11 protein-coding genes are annotated in these 14993 nt (G+C 69.3%); 6 read left to right on the top strand and 5 right to left on the bottom strand.

Annotated elements, in window-relative coordinates:
* Window positions 1-5: 5 nt before the first annotated feature.
* Window positions 6-1913, bottom strand: a complete 1908-nt coding sequence (locus tag F0U60_RS52300) for a serine/threonine protein kinase (RefSeq protein ID WP_395812030.1) — start codon at window positions 1911-1913, stop codon at window positions 6-8.
* An 83-nt stretch (window positions 1914-1996) separates the two neighbouring features.
* On the opposite strand from F0U60_RS52300, the gene F0U60_RS52295 reads away from it, so the two are divergent.
* Window positions 1997-3037, top strand: a complete 1041-nt coding sequence (locus F0U60_RS52295) for a protein kinase (RefSeq protein WP_395825842.1) — start codon at window positions 1997-1999, stop codon at window positions 3035-3037.
* A gap of 134 nt (window positions 3038-3171) precedes the next feature.
* Window positions 3172-3720: a Fis family transcriptional regulator gene (locus F0U60_RS52290; RefSeq protein WP_395812029.1), complete on the top strand. Its 549-nt coding sequence runs from the start codon at window positions 3172-3174 to the stop codon at window positions 3718-3720.
* Window positions 3721-3743: 23 nt separating this feature from the next.
* On the opposite strand, the gene F0U60_RS52285 is transcribed toward F0U60_RS52290, so the two are convergent.
* Together F0U60_RS52285 and F0U60_RS52280 are read right to left on the bottom strand one after the other, a co-directional pair.
* Window positions 3744-4238 (bottom strand): hypothetical protein, encoded by a 495-nt coding sequence (locus F0U60_RS52285; protein WP_395812028.1) that lies wholly within the window; start codon window positions 4236-4238, stop codon window positions 3744-3746.
* Between the two features lie 113 nt (window positions 4239-4351).
* Window positions 4352-5002, bottom strand: coding sequence for an SCO family protein (locus F0U60_RS52280; protein WP_395812027.1), 651 nt, complete (start codon window positions 5000-5002; stop codon window positions 4352-4354).
* A 199-nt stretch (window positions 5003-5201) separates the two neighbouring features.
* Between F0U60_RS52280 and F0U60_RS52275 the strand changes: the two genes are divergently transcribed.
* The 3 genes from F0U60_RS52275 to F0U60_RS52265 all read left to right on the top strand — a co-directional run bounded on the left by F0U60_RS52275 (window position 5202) and on the right by F0U60_RS52265 (window position 12077).
* Window positions 5202-8144, top strand: coding sequence for a PAS domain-containing protein (locus F0U60_RS52275; RefSeq protein ID WP_395812026.1), 2943 nt, complete (start codon window positions 5202-5204; stop codon window positions 8142-8144).
* A 144-nt stretch (window positions 8145-8288) separates the two neighbouring features.
* Complete coding sequence (locus F0U60_RS52270) at window positions 8289-9002, top strand: double-CXXCG motif protein (protein WP_395812025.1); 714 nt, start codon at window positions 8289-8291, stop codon at window positions 9000-9002.
* Window positions 9003-10202: 1200 nt separating this feature from the next.
* Window positions 10203-12077: a LysM peptidoglycan-binding domain-containing protein gene (locus F0U60_RS52265; protein WP_395812024.1), complete on the top strand. Its 1875-nt coding sequence runs from the start codon at window positions 10203-10205 to the stop codon at window positions 12075-12077.
* Window positions 12078-12167: 90 nt separating this feature from the next.
* Here the strand turns inward: F0U60_RS52265 and F0U60_RS52260 are convergent, their stop codons facing one another.
* Window positions 12168-12974, bottom strand: a complete 807-nt coding sequence (locus tag F0U60_RS52260; protein ID WP_395812023.1) for a hypothetical protein — start codon at window positions 12972-12974, stop codon at window positions 12168-12170.
* Between the two features lie 189 nt (window positions 12975-13163).
* Here F0U60_RS52260 and F0U60_RS52255 point away from each other — a divergent pair, with 189 nt between their 5' ends.
* Complete coding sequence (locus F0U60_RS52255; RefSeq protein ID WP_395812022.1) at window positions 13164-13589, top strand: nuclear transport factor 2 family protein; 426 nt, start codon at window positions 13164-13166, stop codon at window positions 13587-13589.
* A gap of 190 nt (window positions 13590-13779) precedes the next feature.
* Here F0U60_RS52255 and F0U60_RS52250 read toward each other — a convergent pair whose 3' ends face one another.
* On the bottom strand, window positions 13780-14940 hold the full coding sequence (locus tag F0U60_RS52250) for a CBS domain-containing protein (RefSeq protein WP_395812021.1): 1161 nt from the start codon (window positions 14938-14940) through the stop codon (window positions 13780-13782).
* Window positions 14941-14993: the final 53 nt, after the last annotated feature.

Below are 14993 nucleotides of genomic sequence, written 5' to 3'. Positions count from 1 at the left end.
GCGCGCTAATCGAAGTGACGGACCGCCCGGACATGCGAGGCGGTGGAGAAGACCTGGACGTTGTCCCGCGTGCTTCCTGGCTTCATCTCAAGGCCACGCTTTTGATCCTCATCCCACAGCTCCGCGCAGATGGGGAACGAGGTTCCCTGGGGCGTCCACGCCCGGGTGAAGCGGCCGAAGACACGTCCTTCTCCGAAATACAGCTTCCCGGTGAGCACGGTGTTCGCGGGCAGCTTGCCCCAATAGTCCGAGAGGATGATTGAGGTGTCGCCCTCGCGCGCGGGAACCCATCGTCCGTCTCCATTGTCCAGTCGGATGCCGGGGCCCTTCCAGTGGAACGGATTGGTGGCCGGACTGAAGAGGTCGTCGAGTGTCTGGGTCATGGCCTCCATGGAGCCGAGTGGGCACTCCTCGGGCTTGGGGTCCTTGGCCACCTGGGCTCCCGCGCAGGCCACCTGGGTGGCGACCGCGGCTCCGACACACAGTTTGCGCAGGGCGTTGTTGCCTGTTGCTCCCTGCTGCGAATTCTTCTGCGGGGCGGGCGTCTTCTGCTGTTTCGTTTTCACGGAGGTCTCATCCTCGGAGGACGTCGCGCTCGGAGCGACGGCCGCGGGGGTTGACTCCGGAAGTAGTGGAGACGCGGCCAACCCAGTCTCGGGGAAGTCCGGCGCTTGCGCCATTTCGTGACCCACGGGCGCGGTGGGCTTTTCTGCCCGCCCCACATCCAAGCCGTACACCGCCAACACCGCCAGGCCGAGCCCCAGCCCTGCTCCGAGCACCCATCCCAGTTCCCCGAGGCGTCGTCTCGGGTGGTCCCCGCTGACTGGGACCTCTGCTCTTTCTCTTCTCCTCTTCCTTAAGGAGGAAGCTCCAGCGGTGAGCCTCACGAGGGGCGCGGGAAGGGTCACTCGCTTCGTGGGGTTGGCCGGCCTCCGGATGCGTCTCCCAGGCGCCCCTCCCTCCCGGGCCGCTGGGGACTCCTCCCACTCGAAGAGGCTCGCCTCCCACTGGGCCCGCCCACCGAAGGCCGCCGCCGCCATCAACGCGTCGTGGAGCTCGGTGCCGTTCCGGTAGCGCTCCTCCGGCTTCTTCGCCAGCATGCGCGCCAGGACGTCGCTCAGCGCCTTCGGCATCCGGCGGTTGAAGTCCCGCGGCGCGGGCGCGCGTTGGACGGCGATCGCGAATCCCAGCATGTCCTCCAGCCGCTCGGGCGGGAAGGGGTAGTGCCCCGTCACCGCGCGGTACAGGCTCACGCCCAGCGCGTACAGGTCATCCGCGGCGCCCACCTCATATGTCTCGGTGGAGTTCTTGTCCCGCTCCAGCCAGAAGCGCATGGCCTCCGGGCTGCGCAGGTGCGGGGTGCCCGGTGGCAGCGGCGTGGGCGTGAGCGGGACCGCGCCCACGTAGTCCCCTACGCCGAAGTCCACCAGCACTGGCTCGCCATCCGGCTCGCGAATGAGGAGGTTCTCGGGCTTCACATCCCGGTGGAAGACGCCTCGGTGGTGGAGCTCTCCCAGCGTCAGCGCCAGCCTGGCCCCCACCGCCGCGAGCTGGAGGAAGCTCGGGTTGCGTGTCTCGGCCCAGGCGTCCAGGGGCAGGCCGGGCACCAGGTCCATCACATGGTAGGTGTGCCCCTTCACCGGATCCGGCCAGCGCGCGCAGCCGTGAAAGCGCACCACGTGGGGGTGGACGGCCTTCTCCATCAACAGCACCACCTCGCGCTCGGCTCGGGCGTCGCCGGGTTGTAGCGCCAGCTTGAGGGCCAGGAAGACGCCGGGGCGGCTCTCGGCCTCCACTCGGTAGACGGCTCCGTAGCCGCCCAGGCCTAACCGCTCCACCACCCGCCAGTGGTCCACCATCGTTCCGGCGGGCAGCGCCTCGGGGTGCAGGGTGAGGGGGCGTGGGGGCTCCATGTGCCTCATCCTCTCGGGAAGGGGGGTGACCTCGCAAGTCAGAAGGACAAGCGGCGCGAGATGACGTAAGAAGTCTCCCCGTGATGATGAGCTTCCTGCATGAGCTGCCACCGGTCCGTCGTTTCCGTCTCCCCTTCACCCGGCGCCGCCACTTCTTCGCGCTGGGGCGCCTCGTCTACGAGGCCCTCGGCTCGTTGGGCGCGCGCGAGACGGAGGAGCCCTTGATGCTCGCCCGGCTCGAGCACATCCCTGGCCCCGAGGGCCTGTGTGTCATCGAGCGGCTGCACCGCTCCGTCGACAGCCGCCGGTGCCAGAGCCTCGCGTGGGAGGCGACGCACGCCCTGCGCCTCTCGCATCCCGGGCTGCTCCAGATGCGTCAGTTCGCCATCCTCCAGCCGCGGCCCCACCTGGAGCAGCCCTACGCGGTGTTCGAGTACGTGGGCGGCCGGTCCCTGGCCTCGGTGCTGAGGCTCTCGGCGGTGTTGGAGCGCAAGCCGCTGTCGGTGGCCGCCGCGTGTGACATCGCCGCGCAGGTGGCCGATGCGCTCGATTATCTGCACACCCGGTCGGACTCGCGCGGCTGGTCCTGGGCGCTCAGTCACGGGGACATCTCCCCCTCGCTCATCTGGCTCACCCCCGAGGGCCGGGTGAAGCTGGTGGGCTTTGGCACGCGCTCGTCACGGCTGGTGGGGCGCTCCGAGCGCCGCCGGGAGTGGGCGGGCCTGTGCCGGGAGGCGCTGTACTTCCCTTGCGACCCGCGCTTCCAGGAGCTCCCGCCGTGCCGGGTGGACCTCTACTCCCTGGCGGTGGTGTTGCTGGAGATGTTGCTGGGCCAACCACTTTGGGCGCTCGACTTCTCCTCGAAGTGGAGGCTGGGCCTGCCCGCGGAGGAGGTGGAGCGGCTGTTGCGCGGGCTCCGGCTGCCGTCGGGGCTGGGTGACGTGATACGTGACGCGATGCGTTGTGACTCCTCGGGGGCTGTCTCCACCGCCGCGGGGCTGCGCAGGGCGCTGCGTCTCTATACTCGGGAGGGCCGAGGGGTGGCCACGGAGCTGGGGTGGCTGGAGCGCGAGGTCACCTGGCGGGTCTCTCCGTGGGAGGCAAACCCCCTGTCCAGCGCCTGAGAGGCCGGAATTCCGGCCCGAGAGCCCTTACAGGGTTCGACGGGAAACCCGTTTTGCATTAGGCTTTGTCCAAAGCTGTGCATGACGGGGGAGGTCTGCCTTTGACACCGCGTGGGTATCGCGAAGAAGAACTCGTGGCGAACCGTGCTTCGGTCCTGTTGAGCGGCGGCACAGAGGACGAGCGGCGAACGTGGGCGGCGGCGGCGGCGAGGAACTTTTCCCAAGAGGGTCCGCTGGTGGAGGTCCGCCAGACGGAGCAAGTCAGCGAGGCCCTCAAGAAGACGCGCGGGGTGGTGTTCATCCCTGACGTGGCCCGCATCAGCTTCATCGCCCAGGGGCTCATCGTCCGTTGTCTCCAGACGCAGGAGGAGCGGCCCAAGATTGTCGTGGGTCTCTCGGGCGCCGTGGAGCATGCGCGCAGCCGGGGCACCCTCCGGGAGGATCTGCTCTACCGCCTGCACCTGGCCCAGGTGGACCTCACCGTCGACGGCATGCGCGAGGTGATTGCTCAGCGCCGCGCGCAGCTCGCCGCAGAGGAGGCCGCCCGCAAGGCCGAGGCCGAGCGGCTCGCCGCGGAGAAGGCCGCCCAGATGAAGGCCTCGGGCATCTCGGTGAAGAGCTCGACGCGCCTGCGCAGCAAGGTGGCCCCTCGTGCCACCTCGCCCAAGGTCACGCGCGGATAACGGGCTCGCGCGGGGCGAGCGCCTCAGTCGTGCTTCTGCCCGCGCTTGGCCTTGAAGCCTTCCTTCGGTGCCGTGGCGCGTTTGGGCGCCGTGGCCGACGCCGTCGTCTTGCGTCCCTGGCTCCGGGTCGTCTTCCGGCGCTTCGGCGCTTCGGCGTCCGGCTGCGCCTCCACGGTCACCTTCAGGGGATTGCGGGCCGGCCGGGCCTTCTTGATGCGCTCCTGCACGGCCTGCGCCTCCTCCAGCACGCGCTCCGCGGTGGCCTGCGCCTGCACGCGCACGGGCGAGGGCTTCTCTTCGGGCTGAGCGGGGATGGGCCGGGCGAGGTCGGGCTCCTCCTGGCGCTTCTCCCGTGCCACTCGCGTCAACTGCTCCTGTCTGGGTAGCAGCTCCTGGATGCGGTCCATCACCTTCACCGCCGCGATGGTGCCCTCCACCACGTACCGCACCCCCTCGGTGCCCATCCGCACCGCCGCTCCCTTCAACCTGTCCACCAGGCGCGTCGCGTTCGTCACCATGTGCGTCCCTTCCCTATGGCCGTGTCTTCCGGCCAAGGTATGCACGCGCCCGTGGGTTGGAAGCACCGCGTCACGCGCTCCCCCCTCCCTGCCCGCTTGCCTGCTCTGCGTCGCTACTCGCCGCTGCGCACCAGCCGCTCGGCGTCGTGCCGCAGCCGCTCCACGTCGTCGTCGTGCTCGCTGTTGTAGTAGCCGCGGATTTCGCCGGTGCGGTCCACCAGCACGAAGTGCGAGCCGTGGAAGATGCTGGCCACGTCGTCCTCGTCTCCGCCCTCGCGGCCCATCGCCATCTTGAAGCCGCCGACGACGGTCCCCTTGAGCTGCTCGTAGTCGCCGGTGAGGAAGCTCCAGCGGGCCGGGTTCGCGCCGTGCCTGGCCGCGTAGGCGGTGAGGCGCTCGGGGGTGTCGTACTTGGGGTCCACCGAGAAGGAGACGAGCGCGAGTTCGCCGCCGATGTCCGCCGTCTGCTTCTGCAGGCGCGCCATCTTCTGCGTGAAGACGGGGCAGATGGTGGGGCAGCGGGTGAAGATGAAGTTGGCCACCCAGGGGCGGCCCTCGAGCTGCTTCAGCCCGAAGGGCTGGCCGTCCTGGCGCGTGAAGGAGAAGGCCGGGAGCTTGCCGTAGCGCTCCAGGGAGTCCTGCCGGGGACGCAAGAGGCCCACCATCAGCGCCAACAGGCACGCGGCGGAGGCCAGGGTCACCCACAAGAAGCGGTTCGCGGAGCGCGGCGGAGCGCCGGAGGAGGTCTGGACGTCAGTGGACATGGGACGAAGGTCCGACTGCTAACGGATGCGCCGGGGCGGCACAAGGCCGCGCATTCCCAGGCCGCCTCCTTCCTCCCCGGGCGACTTCACGCTCCCCCGGTGTTCGCTACTCCTACCTTGGAGAGGTCTGCGCCGAACAGTCCCCGCGGCCCCCACGAGCGGCTGTCGGGGCGCTCTGGTAAGCCTGGGGTCCTCATCCATGGTCAACCAAGTGCCGCCAAGAACTCCGACCGGGGGGCCGGAGCCGAGGGGCCCCTCGGGGTTCGATCCGCTCCTCGACGGTGTCACGGACGGCATTTTGGTGGTGGATAGGGGCTGGCGGCTGGTGTGGCTCAACGCCGTGTTCGAGCGGCTGCTGGGCCGCCCCCGCGAGCAGCTGCTGGGGCAGGAGCTGTGGACGGCACTGCCCGAGGTGGCGGAGAGCGCCTTCGCCCCCGCCTGGCGCCGCGCCATGGACGTGCGCACGCTGGTGTCCCTGGAGGAGTTCTTCGGGCCCGCGGGCGTGTGGCTGGAGTCGCGGGCGTTTCCCTCGGGCGAGGGGCTCGTCGTCTTCAGCCGGGATGTGACGGAGCGGCGGCTGGCGGAGAACGAGCGGGTGCGGCTGTTGTCCTCGGAGCAGACGGCGCGCGCCGCCATCGAGGGCGAGCGTGCCCGCTTCCAGGAGATGTTGATGCTGGCGCCCGCCTCCGTCTGCATCACCCGAGGCCCCGAGCACCGCTTCGTCTTCTCCAACCTCCTGCACCGGCGCTTCCATGGGGGCCGGGACATGGTGGGCCAGCCCGCTCGCGACGCCCTGCCCGAGCTGGAGGGGCAGGGCGTCTTCGAGGTGATGGACAAGGTGTATGCCTCCGGCAACCCGTACGTGGGACGCGCCCGGTCGGTGAGGGTGCCGCGTCCGGGCGCGGTGCAGTCGGAGGAGATGTATTTCGACATTGCCTACCACCCCCAGCGCGACGCGGCGGGCCGGGTGGAGGGCGTGGCCATCTTCGCCTACGACGTGACGGACCTGGTGCGCTCGCGCCGCACCGCCGAGGCGCTGGCGCGCGACCTGGGCCACAGCGAGGAGCGCTTCCGCTCGCTGGTGACAGCCACCTCGGACATCATCTGGGCCACACCGCCCTCGGGCGAGTTCGTCGAGGAGCTGCCGGGCTGGAGCGCCTTCACCGGACAGACGCGTGAGGAGCTGCTCGGCTGGGGCTGGCTGGATGCCGTGCACCCAGAGGACCGGGAGCGCACCGTGCGGGCCTGGGAAGAGGCGCTCTCCACGCACACGCCTTTCCAGTTGGAACACCGGCTGCGCTCCCTCGACGGGACGTACCGCCACATGCTGGCGCGTGCGGTGCCGGTGCTGGAGGAGGACGGCTCGGTGCGCGAGTGGGTGGGGGCCCACCGGGATGTGACTCGCCAGCGTCAGGGCGAGGCCGAGCTGGAGCGCCTGCTCGCACGCGAGCAGCGTCACTCCGTGCAGCTGCAGGGGCTGGCCAGCGCCGCGCTGATCATCAGCGAGGCGGACTCCATTGAGCACGTGCTCAAGGCCATCACCGAGCAGGCCCGTGAGGTGATTGGTGCGCACCAGGCCTTCACCAGCCTGACGCTGGAGGGGAGCTGGGCGCGGGCCATCCACGCCGCGTCTGTGTCGGACAAGTATGGCGCGTGGCGGGAGTGGAGCGAGCCGCCGGAGGGCTCGGGCATTTACTCGTGGGTGTGCCGGCTGAACCTGCCCATGCGGCTGTCGCAGGGGGAGCTGGAGTCGCACCCCGCCTGGCGTGGCTTCGGTCGGCACTCGGCGAAACATCCGCCCCTGCGCGGCTGGTTGGCGGCGCCGCTGGTGGGGCGCGATGGGCGCAACCTGGGCCTCATTCAGCTGTCGGATCGCCACGAGGGGGATTTCAGCTCCGAGGACGAGGCCATTCTCGTGCAGCTCGCGCGCATGGCCTCGGTGGCCATCGAGAACACGCGGCTGATGGCGGAGACGCAGGCGGCCAACCGCGCCAAGGACGAGTTCCTCGCGGTGATGAGCCACGAGCTGCGCACGCCGCTGACGGCGGTGCTGGGTTGGACGCAGATGCTGCGCAACCGGCAGAACGATGCGCGGGCGGTGGAGAAGGGGCTGGCCGTCATCGAGCGCAACGCGCGCACGCTGGCGCAGTTGATTGAGGACGTGCTGGATGTGTCGCGCATCATCACCGGCAAGCTGACGCTGCACCGGCGGGGTGTGGAGCTGGTGGGGGTAGCGCAGGCGGCGGTGGAGGTGGTGCGGCCGCACGCGGAGCAGAAGGGGGTGTCGCTGTCGCTCGAGGTGGACGTGGGCGGCAATGGCACGGCGATGTTGGTGGGGGACCCGGGGCGGTTGCAGCAGGTGTGCTGGAACCTGCTGGTGAACGCGGTGAAGTTCACCCCGGCGGGAGGGCGGGTGGTCATGCGGGTGGACCGCGACGAGCGCGAGCTGCGGCTGCGGGTGACGGACACGGGGAAGGGGATTCGGGCGGACTGGTTGCCGCACCTGTTTGAGCGCTTCTGGCAGGCGGACGGCTCGGCGACGCGCGAGCACGGCGGGCTGGGGTTGGGCCTGGCCATCGTGCACCACCTGGTGGGGCTGCACGGGGGGAGCGTGCGGGCGGAGAGCGCGGGGGAGGGGAAGGGCGCCACCTTCACGGTGCTGCTGCCAGTGCCGGCGGTGCTGCCCGAGGCACGGACGGAGGCGCTGCCGGGGGCGGAGGCTCAGGCTCCGAGCGTGAAGCTGGACGGAGTGACGGTGCTGCTGGTGGAGGACGCGGCGGATGCGCGCGAGCTGATTGCCCTCATGCTGCGTGAGCGGGGCGCAGTGGTGGACACGGCGAGCACCGCGGCTGAGGCGATGGAGCGGCTGAAGGTGTCGATGCCGGACGTGTTGGTGTCAGACATTGGCCTGCCGGGGGAGGACGGGCACTCGCTGCTGAAGAAGGTGCGGGCCTGGGCCGAGGCGAGGGACCAGTGGGTGCCAGCGATTGCCCTCACCGCGTACGCGGGGGCGGAGGACGCGCGGCGGGCCTATCGCGCGGGCTTCCAGGTGCACCTGGCCAAGCCGCTGGAGCCGGCGACGCTTATCGAGGCGGTGGCGCGGCTCGCCGGACGCGAAGACGCGGGCGCGCGGACGGGGTGAGACGCGCTTGGAAGGACTTCATTCGGTCCAGGCCAAGGGCATCGCCCGAAGAAATCTATCGTCACGCGGGAGAGCTGATTTTCCGTTTCGAGCTGACAGGCCCCATCTTGCCGTACCACCGTGGAGGTAAGGTGAGGCGACGAGATGACGAAGTTCTACGAGCTCCGAGAGCCAAGGCAGTCTCGGTACACGGGCGAAGTCACCCTCATGCGCCAGTGGCGCCTGCCCGGGCTTCGGTGTCCTGAATGCAAGCTCACCGCATTCGGGGGATTCACTGCGTACCCGAGTGTGGACCTCTCCTCCTTCCCTGCGCGCGGCGAATACGAGGATCGTCGGGTGGTGTCATTCGATGAGTTCGTACGGCTGCGTGAGCAGGTGCGGCCACTCGTCCCTCCTGCGCATGAGCTGCTTCCTGGCACCGCTTTCGGTCCGCTGATGGGCACCGCCACCGGAAGCTTCAGCTCGCTCTTCTTCCACTCGCTCTGGACGAAGCTGATACATCGTGCGGCGTTTGAGCAGTTACAGGCAGAGGGCGTGCGAGGCCTGCGTGGTTTCCGCACGGAGCTGCGCTTCCGACAGAAGCAACACCCGGAGCTGTTGGAGCTGGAGGTTCTGCCCCACGGCCGACTGCATCCAGACTGCGTGCCGGGTCGCCCGCCACCGTGCCGCACGTGTGGCCTGAACGATTTCGGCTTCCCGGACGACCCCATTCTCGATGCAGCATCGCTCCCGGCGCACACCGACCTGTTCCGGTTGAGCGACTTCGAAACGATTCTCATCGCCACTGAGCGCTTCGTGGACGCCGTACGGCGCCTGGAACTGGACGAGGTCGACATCCGCGAGCTGCCTGTGCGTTGAGCCGTCGTAGGCCGGTGGACTGCCGCCTCACTGTTTGCCGTACAATCTTCTTACGCGGTGTCGCCCAGATGTTCTGCCACTTCGCGTACGGATCGCTCGGAGTGAGCTTATCCTCTCGGGTCACTGGTCCTGGAGGAAGACGGGTGAGAGGGCGGGTCCTGGTCGCGGCCCTGGCGGGGCTGCTGCTGTCTGCGCCGCTCATGGCGCTCATCGTCAGCAACTGGCTCGTGTCGCTCACGCGCTTTTCCTCCACGCGGGAAAAGGCCGTGCCGATGCTCTCATGGGAGCATCGCCGCCAGCTCTCAACCTGGCGGCAGCCTTGCCGACGAAGCAACGACTGTGAGTCTCCTCTCGCCTGCGTCTTCGACAAGAAGGTGCAGGGGCTCTACTGCGCCGACAGTGAGTGTGTGACGGATTCCCAATGTGGGGAGGGGTTCGCTTGCAGGGCCATGAGTACCTGGGGCGGCGAGTTCCTGAATCGGTGCGCGCTAGAGGGAAACCGACAGGAAGGCGAGGGCTGCGAGCTGCTGTCGGGAACGCACGCGAGCGCCTGTGCTCCGGGATTGTTCTGCAAGGGGTGGTGTGGGCGGCCCTGTCAGCCAGAGGTGCCGGGGAGCTGCCCCGAGGGGTTCTTCTGTCCGCGTGAGGGCGGGCCCGATGGCCCCTCCTGCCTTCCCTCGTGCGAGGCGCGAGGCTGTCCTCTGGGTCAGGCCTGTATCCGCTTCAGTGAGGGAGCTTCGGTCTGCGCCGTGGTTCATGGAACGAACTGTCAGCAGTCTCCCTGCCCCGAGGCGCACTTCTGTGAGACGCGCACCCTGCCGGACAGGGCGGGAACGGTTTGGATGCGGTGCGAGGCCCCGTGCTCGAACAACGGCGTTTCCTGCCCGGAGGGCTCCTTCTGCCGCTCGCGACGTTGCGTGCGCGCTTGTCATCCGGACTCGCCGGGCACCTGCGGGCCGGGCGAGAAGTGCGAGCCGCTTCACGACAGCACGCGCTGGGCCTGTGTGTTCGACCAGGAGGTTTGAGAACTCACCGGGTGCACCCCGCTCTCTGTGTGCGTCTGCCGCTGTGTTTCCGGGCTCTTTCACGCACTGAAAGCGGAATGGGCCGTTTTTTTGGGGGGCCCCACGCAACCATTTCTCATCCGTTGCGAGAATGGGTCCAGAGCTTCACGCCCCCCCTCTCCCGGAGCCCCCCACCGTGAGCACCTATTCCGTTCGTCGTGGCGACACGCTGTCTGAGCTCGCCAAGAAGTTCCGTACCTCGGTGGACGCGCTCGCCAAGAGCAACAACATCAAGGACCCGGACCACATCCAGGTCGGCCAGAAGCTCAACGTCCCCGGCGGCTCGAGCACCAAGCCCAGCGGCTCGTCCTCCAAGAGCTACACCGTGCGCTCCGGGGACACCCTCGGGGAGATCGCCAAGCGCTTCGGCACCAGCGTGAGCTCGCTCGCCAAGGCCAACAACATCCGCAACCCCGACCGCATCTTCGTCGGGCAGAAGCTGACCATCCCCGGCGCCGGTGGCTCCACCTCCAAGCCCAACCCGGGCAACCCCTCCGACGGCTTCGACTCCAAGCCCCCTACGGGTGGCTCCGGTGGGACGGGTGGCGCTCGCGGTCCCGTGCGCGATGACGACGGCCGCACGTTCAACGTCTCCGCCGACGGCACCCCCAAGTTCCGCCAGGGCGATGCGCAGTGGGGCGGTCGCGCCCTGGGCTCGGGCAGCAGCATCTCCGCCGCGGGCTGCGCCATGACGTCCACCGCCATGGCCATCAGCAAAATCTCCGGCAAGGTCATCAACCCGGGCGAGCTGGACGCGTACCTGGACAAGAACGGTGGCTACTCGGGGAACGCCATCAATTGGAATCAGGCCGCCAAGATGGCGGGGCTCGGCGCGGGCAAGCCCGGCTGGAGCATGGGCACCATCAACCAGCAGATCGACGCCGGCCGCCCCGTCGTCATCGGCGTGGATTACAAGGCCGGCTCCAACGGTGGCAGCAACGGCACCGACCACTGGGTGACGGTCACGCACCGCAAGGGCGACACCTACTACGCCAACGACCCGGCCACCGGCGAGGAGATCGCCCTCAAGCTCCAGGGCAACCGGCTCGTGGGCGGCCCCAAGGGCTACAAGAGCACCGGCGAGCTGGTGACGTTCTCCGGCGGCAACCCCCGTCCGGGCACGGCGCCTACCGGCGGCGGCGCTCCGGTGGTCTCCAACCCCCCGTCGGGCGGTGGCTCCCTCAAGGGCGTGAGCGTGCCGACCGAGACCCTCCGTCGCGGTGAGAGCGGCGAGGCGGTGAAGAAGCTCCAGGCGGCCCTGGTGAAGGCGGGCCACATGACCCAGGCCGAGATGAACACCGGCCCCGGCACCTTCGGGCCCAGGACCGAGTCGGCCCTCAAGGAGTTCCAGCGCGCGCACGGCCTCTCGGCCGACGGTGTGTATGGTGCCAAGACGCGCGCGGCCTTCGAGAAGCTCGGCGCCAAGGCCAGCGGCTCCTCCGGCCCCGGCCCCGTCGTGGGCCCGACCGAGCCCGGTGGCACCAAGGGCGGCGTGTCGCTCGCGCAGCTGCGGCAGATCATGCCCAACCTGTCGCAGGCCAAGGCCGAGCAGTACCTGCCCCACCTCAACAGGGCCATGGCCGAGGCCGGCATCAACACCCCCAAGCGCCAGGCCGCCTTCCTCGCGCAGCTCGCGCACGAGAGCGGGGAGTTCCGCTACATGGAGGAGATTGCCTCCGGCGCCGCCTACGAGGGCCGCAGGGACCTGGGCAACACGCAGCCGGGCGACGGCGTGCGCTTCAAGGGCCGCGGTCCCATCCAGCTCACCGGCCGCGCCAACTACCGCGCCGCGGGCCAGGCGCTGGGCATCGACTTGGAGAACAACCCCAAGCGTGCCGCCGACCCGGACGTGGGCTTCCGCACCGCCGCCTGGTTCTGGAACAGCCGCAACCTCAACAGCTACGCGGACGCGGGCAACTTCCGCGAGGTCACCCGCCGCATCAACGGTGGCTACAACGGGCTCGCCAGCCGCGAGGCCTACTACCAGCGCGCACTCAACGTGCTCAGCTGATTCACGCTCTTCGGCACGGCTCCCCTCCTTTCCCAGATGGGGGGATCCGCGAGGACCGCGTCCGTCTCCCGGGCGCGGTCCTTCGTTTTTTCAGGGAGCTGGGTCCTCGCTGCTCGGGTGCAGGCAGAAGGCGATGACCAGCGAGAGGATTCCGGGGACGAGCGCCACGAGCCGCTCCACGCTGTACATCCAGAAGCCCTCGGGCAGATTCATCAGTGACAAGTACAGACACGTCAGCCCCACCATCACCTGCAGCGCGGTGGCGAGGAACGGGAGGCTGCGGTGCTTCGAGTCTCGGCTCAGCAGCGCAAGCATCGGCGGTCCGAGCAGCATCAACACGATGAGGGGCAAGCTCTTCGCCGGTCCGGAGATGACTTCCTCAGGGGGAAGGCCCTCGAGACCGGAGTCGCTCGAGGTCCCGAGCCAGGTGAGAAAATCCTGGAGGAGCACCATCACGGGCAGCAGGACGTTGAGCGCCGTGAGTCCCAACCCCGTGAGGAGGCGAGCGGAGAGCGGGTTCTCCTCGGTGCCGCGAGCCCGAGCCAGCATCTCGGGTGTCACCTCGAAGGCGTAGGGGTGGCCGAGCTGCAGCAGCGTCTCCAGCGCCGCGAGCCCCACCCGGCGCCCATCCCTCCCCGTCAGCTCGCACAGCCGGGTCTCCTCCAGGACGTCCAACATCAGGTCCGCTCGCTCGCGGGGGGACTCGCCCGGCAGGAAGGGCTCCGCGAGGCTTGCCAGGAATGCGTCCACTTCCTCGGTCGTCACCCCGGGACTGAGCAGCAGGCTCAGCCGCTCGCGCACGGGCACGGGCACGGGCTGCAACGCCACGGTCGGCAGAGAGGGGACCGACTCGATGCCCTCATGGGCGGCAGGCGGAACTTGCTGGAGGCGTTCCATGGCAGCCCCCGAGCCTAGTGCGGAACCCGGGCGGGGAGACACCCCTGGCTGTCTGCTCTTCGCCTCGCGGGCGATGCCCGACACTTCCGGTCGGCGGCCAGCCAGCCAGCCGGTAGGAGAGGCACCGCGTGAAGCCCGTGCGCACCCTCCGACTCATAAAGACCCTCGCGGAGACGGAGAGAGGACCCCATGGCGATGGAGCGAGCACAGCGTTTCGTGGACGCACTGGCGAAGTTGGAGGAGAGCGGCGACCTGGAGCCGCTCGTGGAGCTCTTCGGTGATGACGCTCAGGTGAGCAACGTGGCCTCTCACCGCACCTTCCACGGGAAGGACGGCGCGCGTCAGTTCTGGCGCGAGTACAAAGGCATGCTGCGCCAGGTGAAGTCCACCTTCCGCAACATGATCGAAGCGGGTGACCGCGTGGCCCTGGAGTGGGAGTCCAACGGCACCGCGCACAACGGCGCGGCGGTGGACTACGAGGGGGTCTCCATCGTCGAGTGGGATGGCGACCGCATCGCGCGTTTCTACGCTTACTTCGACCCGAGAGTGCTGGGCCTGGAGCTGTCCCAGGGCAATGCGCGGCGTTCGGAGGCACCGGCCACCGCGCCAGCCTGAGCCGACGGCCCCCTCTCCCGCTGGGAGAGGGCGGGGGGTGAGGGTAACCGAGCCCGTTCTTCAACCCCTGGCCCCCGAGTGTGGACAGGGGGTTCAACCCGGGTTCACTCGATACCCTCACCCCGTCCCTCTCCCAGCGGGAGAGGGGAAATCGCCGCGGTTGTCAGCACAGGTTCTCAGGCTGAAGGGATTAGTAGAGCCGGCTCCAGAACGAGCGCCTTGCCGAGATGCGATCCAACGCCTCCTGCAACTCCTCGTCGTAGTCGGCGCGCGTGGCGATGTCCGCCATCGAGATGATGCCCGCCAGCCGATCATCCCGCTCCACCACTGGCACGCGGCGCACCTGGCGGCGACCCATCAGCGCGATGATGCTGTGGATGTCCTCGTCCGGCGTCACCGCCTCCACGTCGTCCGTCATGATGTCTCGGGCGACCATGTTGTCCGGTGGCCGCCCCTCGGCCAGGGTGCGGATGACCAGATCTCTGTCCGTGAGCACGCCACGCAGCCGCTCGCGCTCGTCCACCACCGGGACGATGCCGCAGTCCTCTTCCTTCATGACGCGCGCCACCTCGCGCAGGCTGCTGTCCAGGTGCACGCCCTTCACGTGGCGCGTCATGATTTCCCGGGCCGTCAGCGGCTCGCGCTTCCAGCGGCCCCGGCGCTGCGTCTCGTCGCGCGAGGTCACCGGCTGGCCCATGCCCACCAACCCCGAGTACACCTCACCCGTGCCTCCCCGCTGCCCCGGGCGATCCTCCCACTCGCGCTCCTCGTGCAACCGCTGCTCGTAGCCGCCGCGCGTCTCGCGGGGCACGCGCTCTCCACCCCGCACACCCCGCTCCTCGTCGACGAACCGTTGAGGCCCGCTGCCGGTGCGCTCCCACGGGCGGTACTCCCGGTGCGGTTTGTCGGCGTCCAGCGAGTGGTACCGGTCCTGCTCGCCCATCAGCGGCCCTGTGCCTAGCCCGGCGGCGTTATCCACCGCGCGATCATCCCGGCCATAGGGGCCCTGGGATGCGGAGTGAGCCGGGCGCTCGGCGGAGCGGCTCCGGCCGAACAACCGGTGACGCCGCTGGGGGCCCACGTCGTCGCGCGTGTCGTCCTGGGGCGGCGGGCCCCCTTCCTCCGTCCGTGGCTGGGCCATGCGCAGCTGGGCGGCGCGGTGGAAGCGACCCTGGCGCACCTCGGGGGGCTCGTCCCGCTCGGTGCTCCAGCCGGTGACGTCGGACTCGGAGCGCTCGCGAGAGCCCGGCGGGGCCTCCGCGGCACGGCGCTCGCGCTCGCGCTCCCCCGCGTTGGGCATGCCATTGGGAATGCCATTGGACCGGCTGTCCTCGGTGTGTTTCTGGGCCATGGGTGAGACCTCCTTCGGTCGGAAGTAGTGCCCAAGGCTCGGCACGGGCCCGG

Origin of the sequence: Archangium minus, from assembly GCF_044360475.1 — a bacterium.
Lineage (GTDB): Bacteria > Myxococcota > Myxococcia > Myxococcales > Myxococcaceae > Archangium > Archangium minus.
The sequence above is the reverse complement of the archived record's forward strand: the minus strand, read 5'-3'. Positions and strand labels throughout refer to the sequence as shown.

What these genes read in the sequence shown, in the direction of transcription:
- F0U60_RS52295 (WP_395825842.1), top strand. Translation starts at nt 1,997, where the DNA reads ATGATGAGCTTCCTGCATGAGCTGCCACCGGTCCGTCGTTTCCGTCTC.
- F0U60_RS52280 (WP_395812027.1), bottom strand. Translation starts at nt 5,002, where the DNA reads ATGTCCACTGACGTCCAGACCTCCTCCGGCGCTCCGCCGCGCTCCGCG.
- F0U60_RS52300 (WP_395812030.1), bottom strand. Translation starts at nt 1,913, where the DNA reads ATGGAGCCCCCACGCCCCCTCACCCTGCACCCCGAGGCGCTGCCCGCC.
- F0U60_RS52250 (WP_395812021.1), bottom strand. Translation starts at nt 14,940, where the DNA reads ATGGCCCAGAAACACACCGAGGACAGCCGGTCCAATGGCATTCCCAAT.
- F0U60_RS52270 (WP_395812025.1), top strand. Translation starts at nt 8,289, where the DNA reads ATGACGAAGTTCTACGAGCTCCGAGAGCCAAGGCAGTCTCGGTACACG.
- F0U60_RS52260 (WP_395812023.1), bottom strand. Translation starts at nt 12,974, where the DNA reads ATGGAACGCCTCCAGCAAGTTCCGCCTGCCGCCCATGAGGGCATCGAG.
- F0U60_RS52255 (WP_395812022.1), top strand. Translation starts at nt 13,164, where the DNA reads ATGGCGATGGAGCGAGCACAGCGTTTCGTGGACGCACTGGCGAAGTTG.
- F0U60_RS52285 (WP_395812028.1), bottom strand. Translation starts at nt 4,238, where the DNA reads ATGGTGACGAACGCGACGCGCCTGGTGGACAGGTTGAAGGGAGCGGCG.
- F0U60_RS52275 (WP_395812026.1), top strand. Translation starts at nt 5,202, where the DNA reads ATGGTCAACCAAGTGCCGCCAAGAACTCCGACCGGGGGGCCGGAGCCG.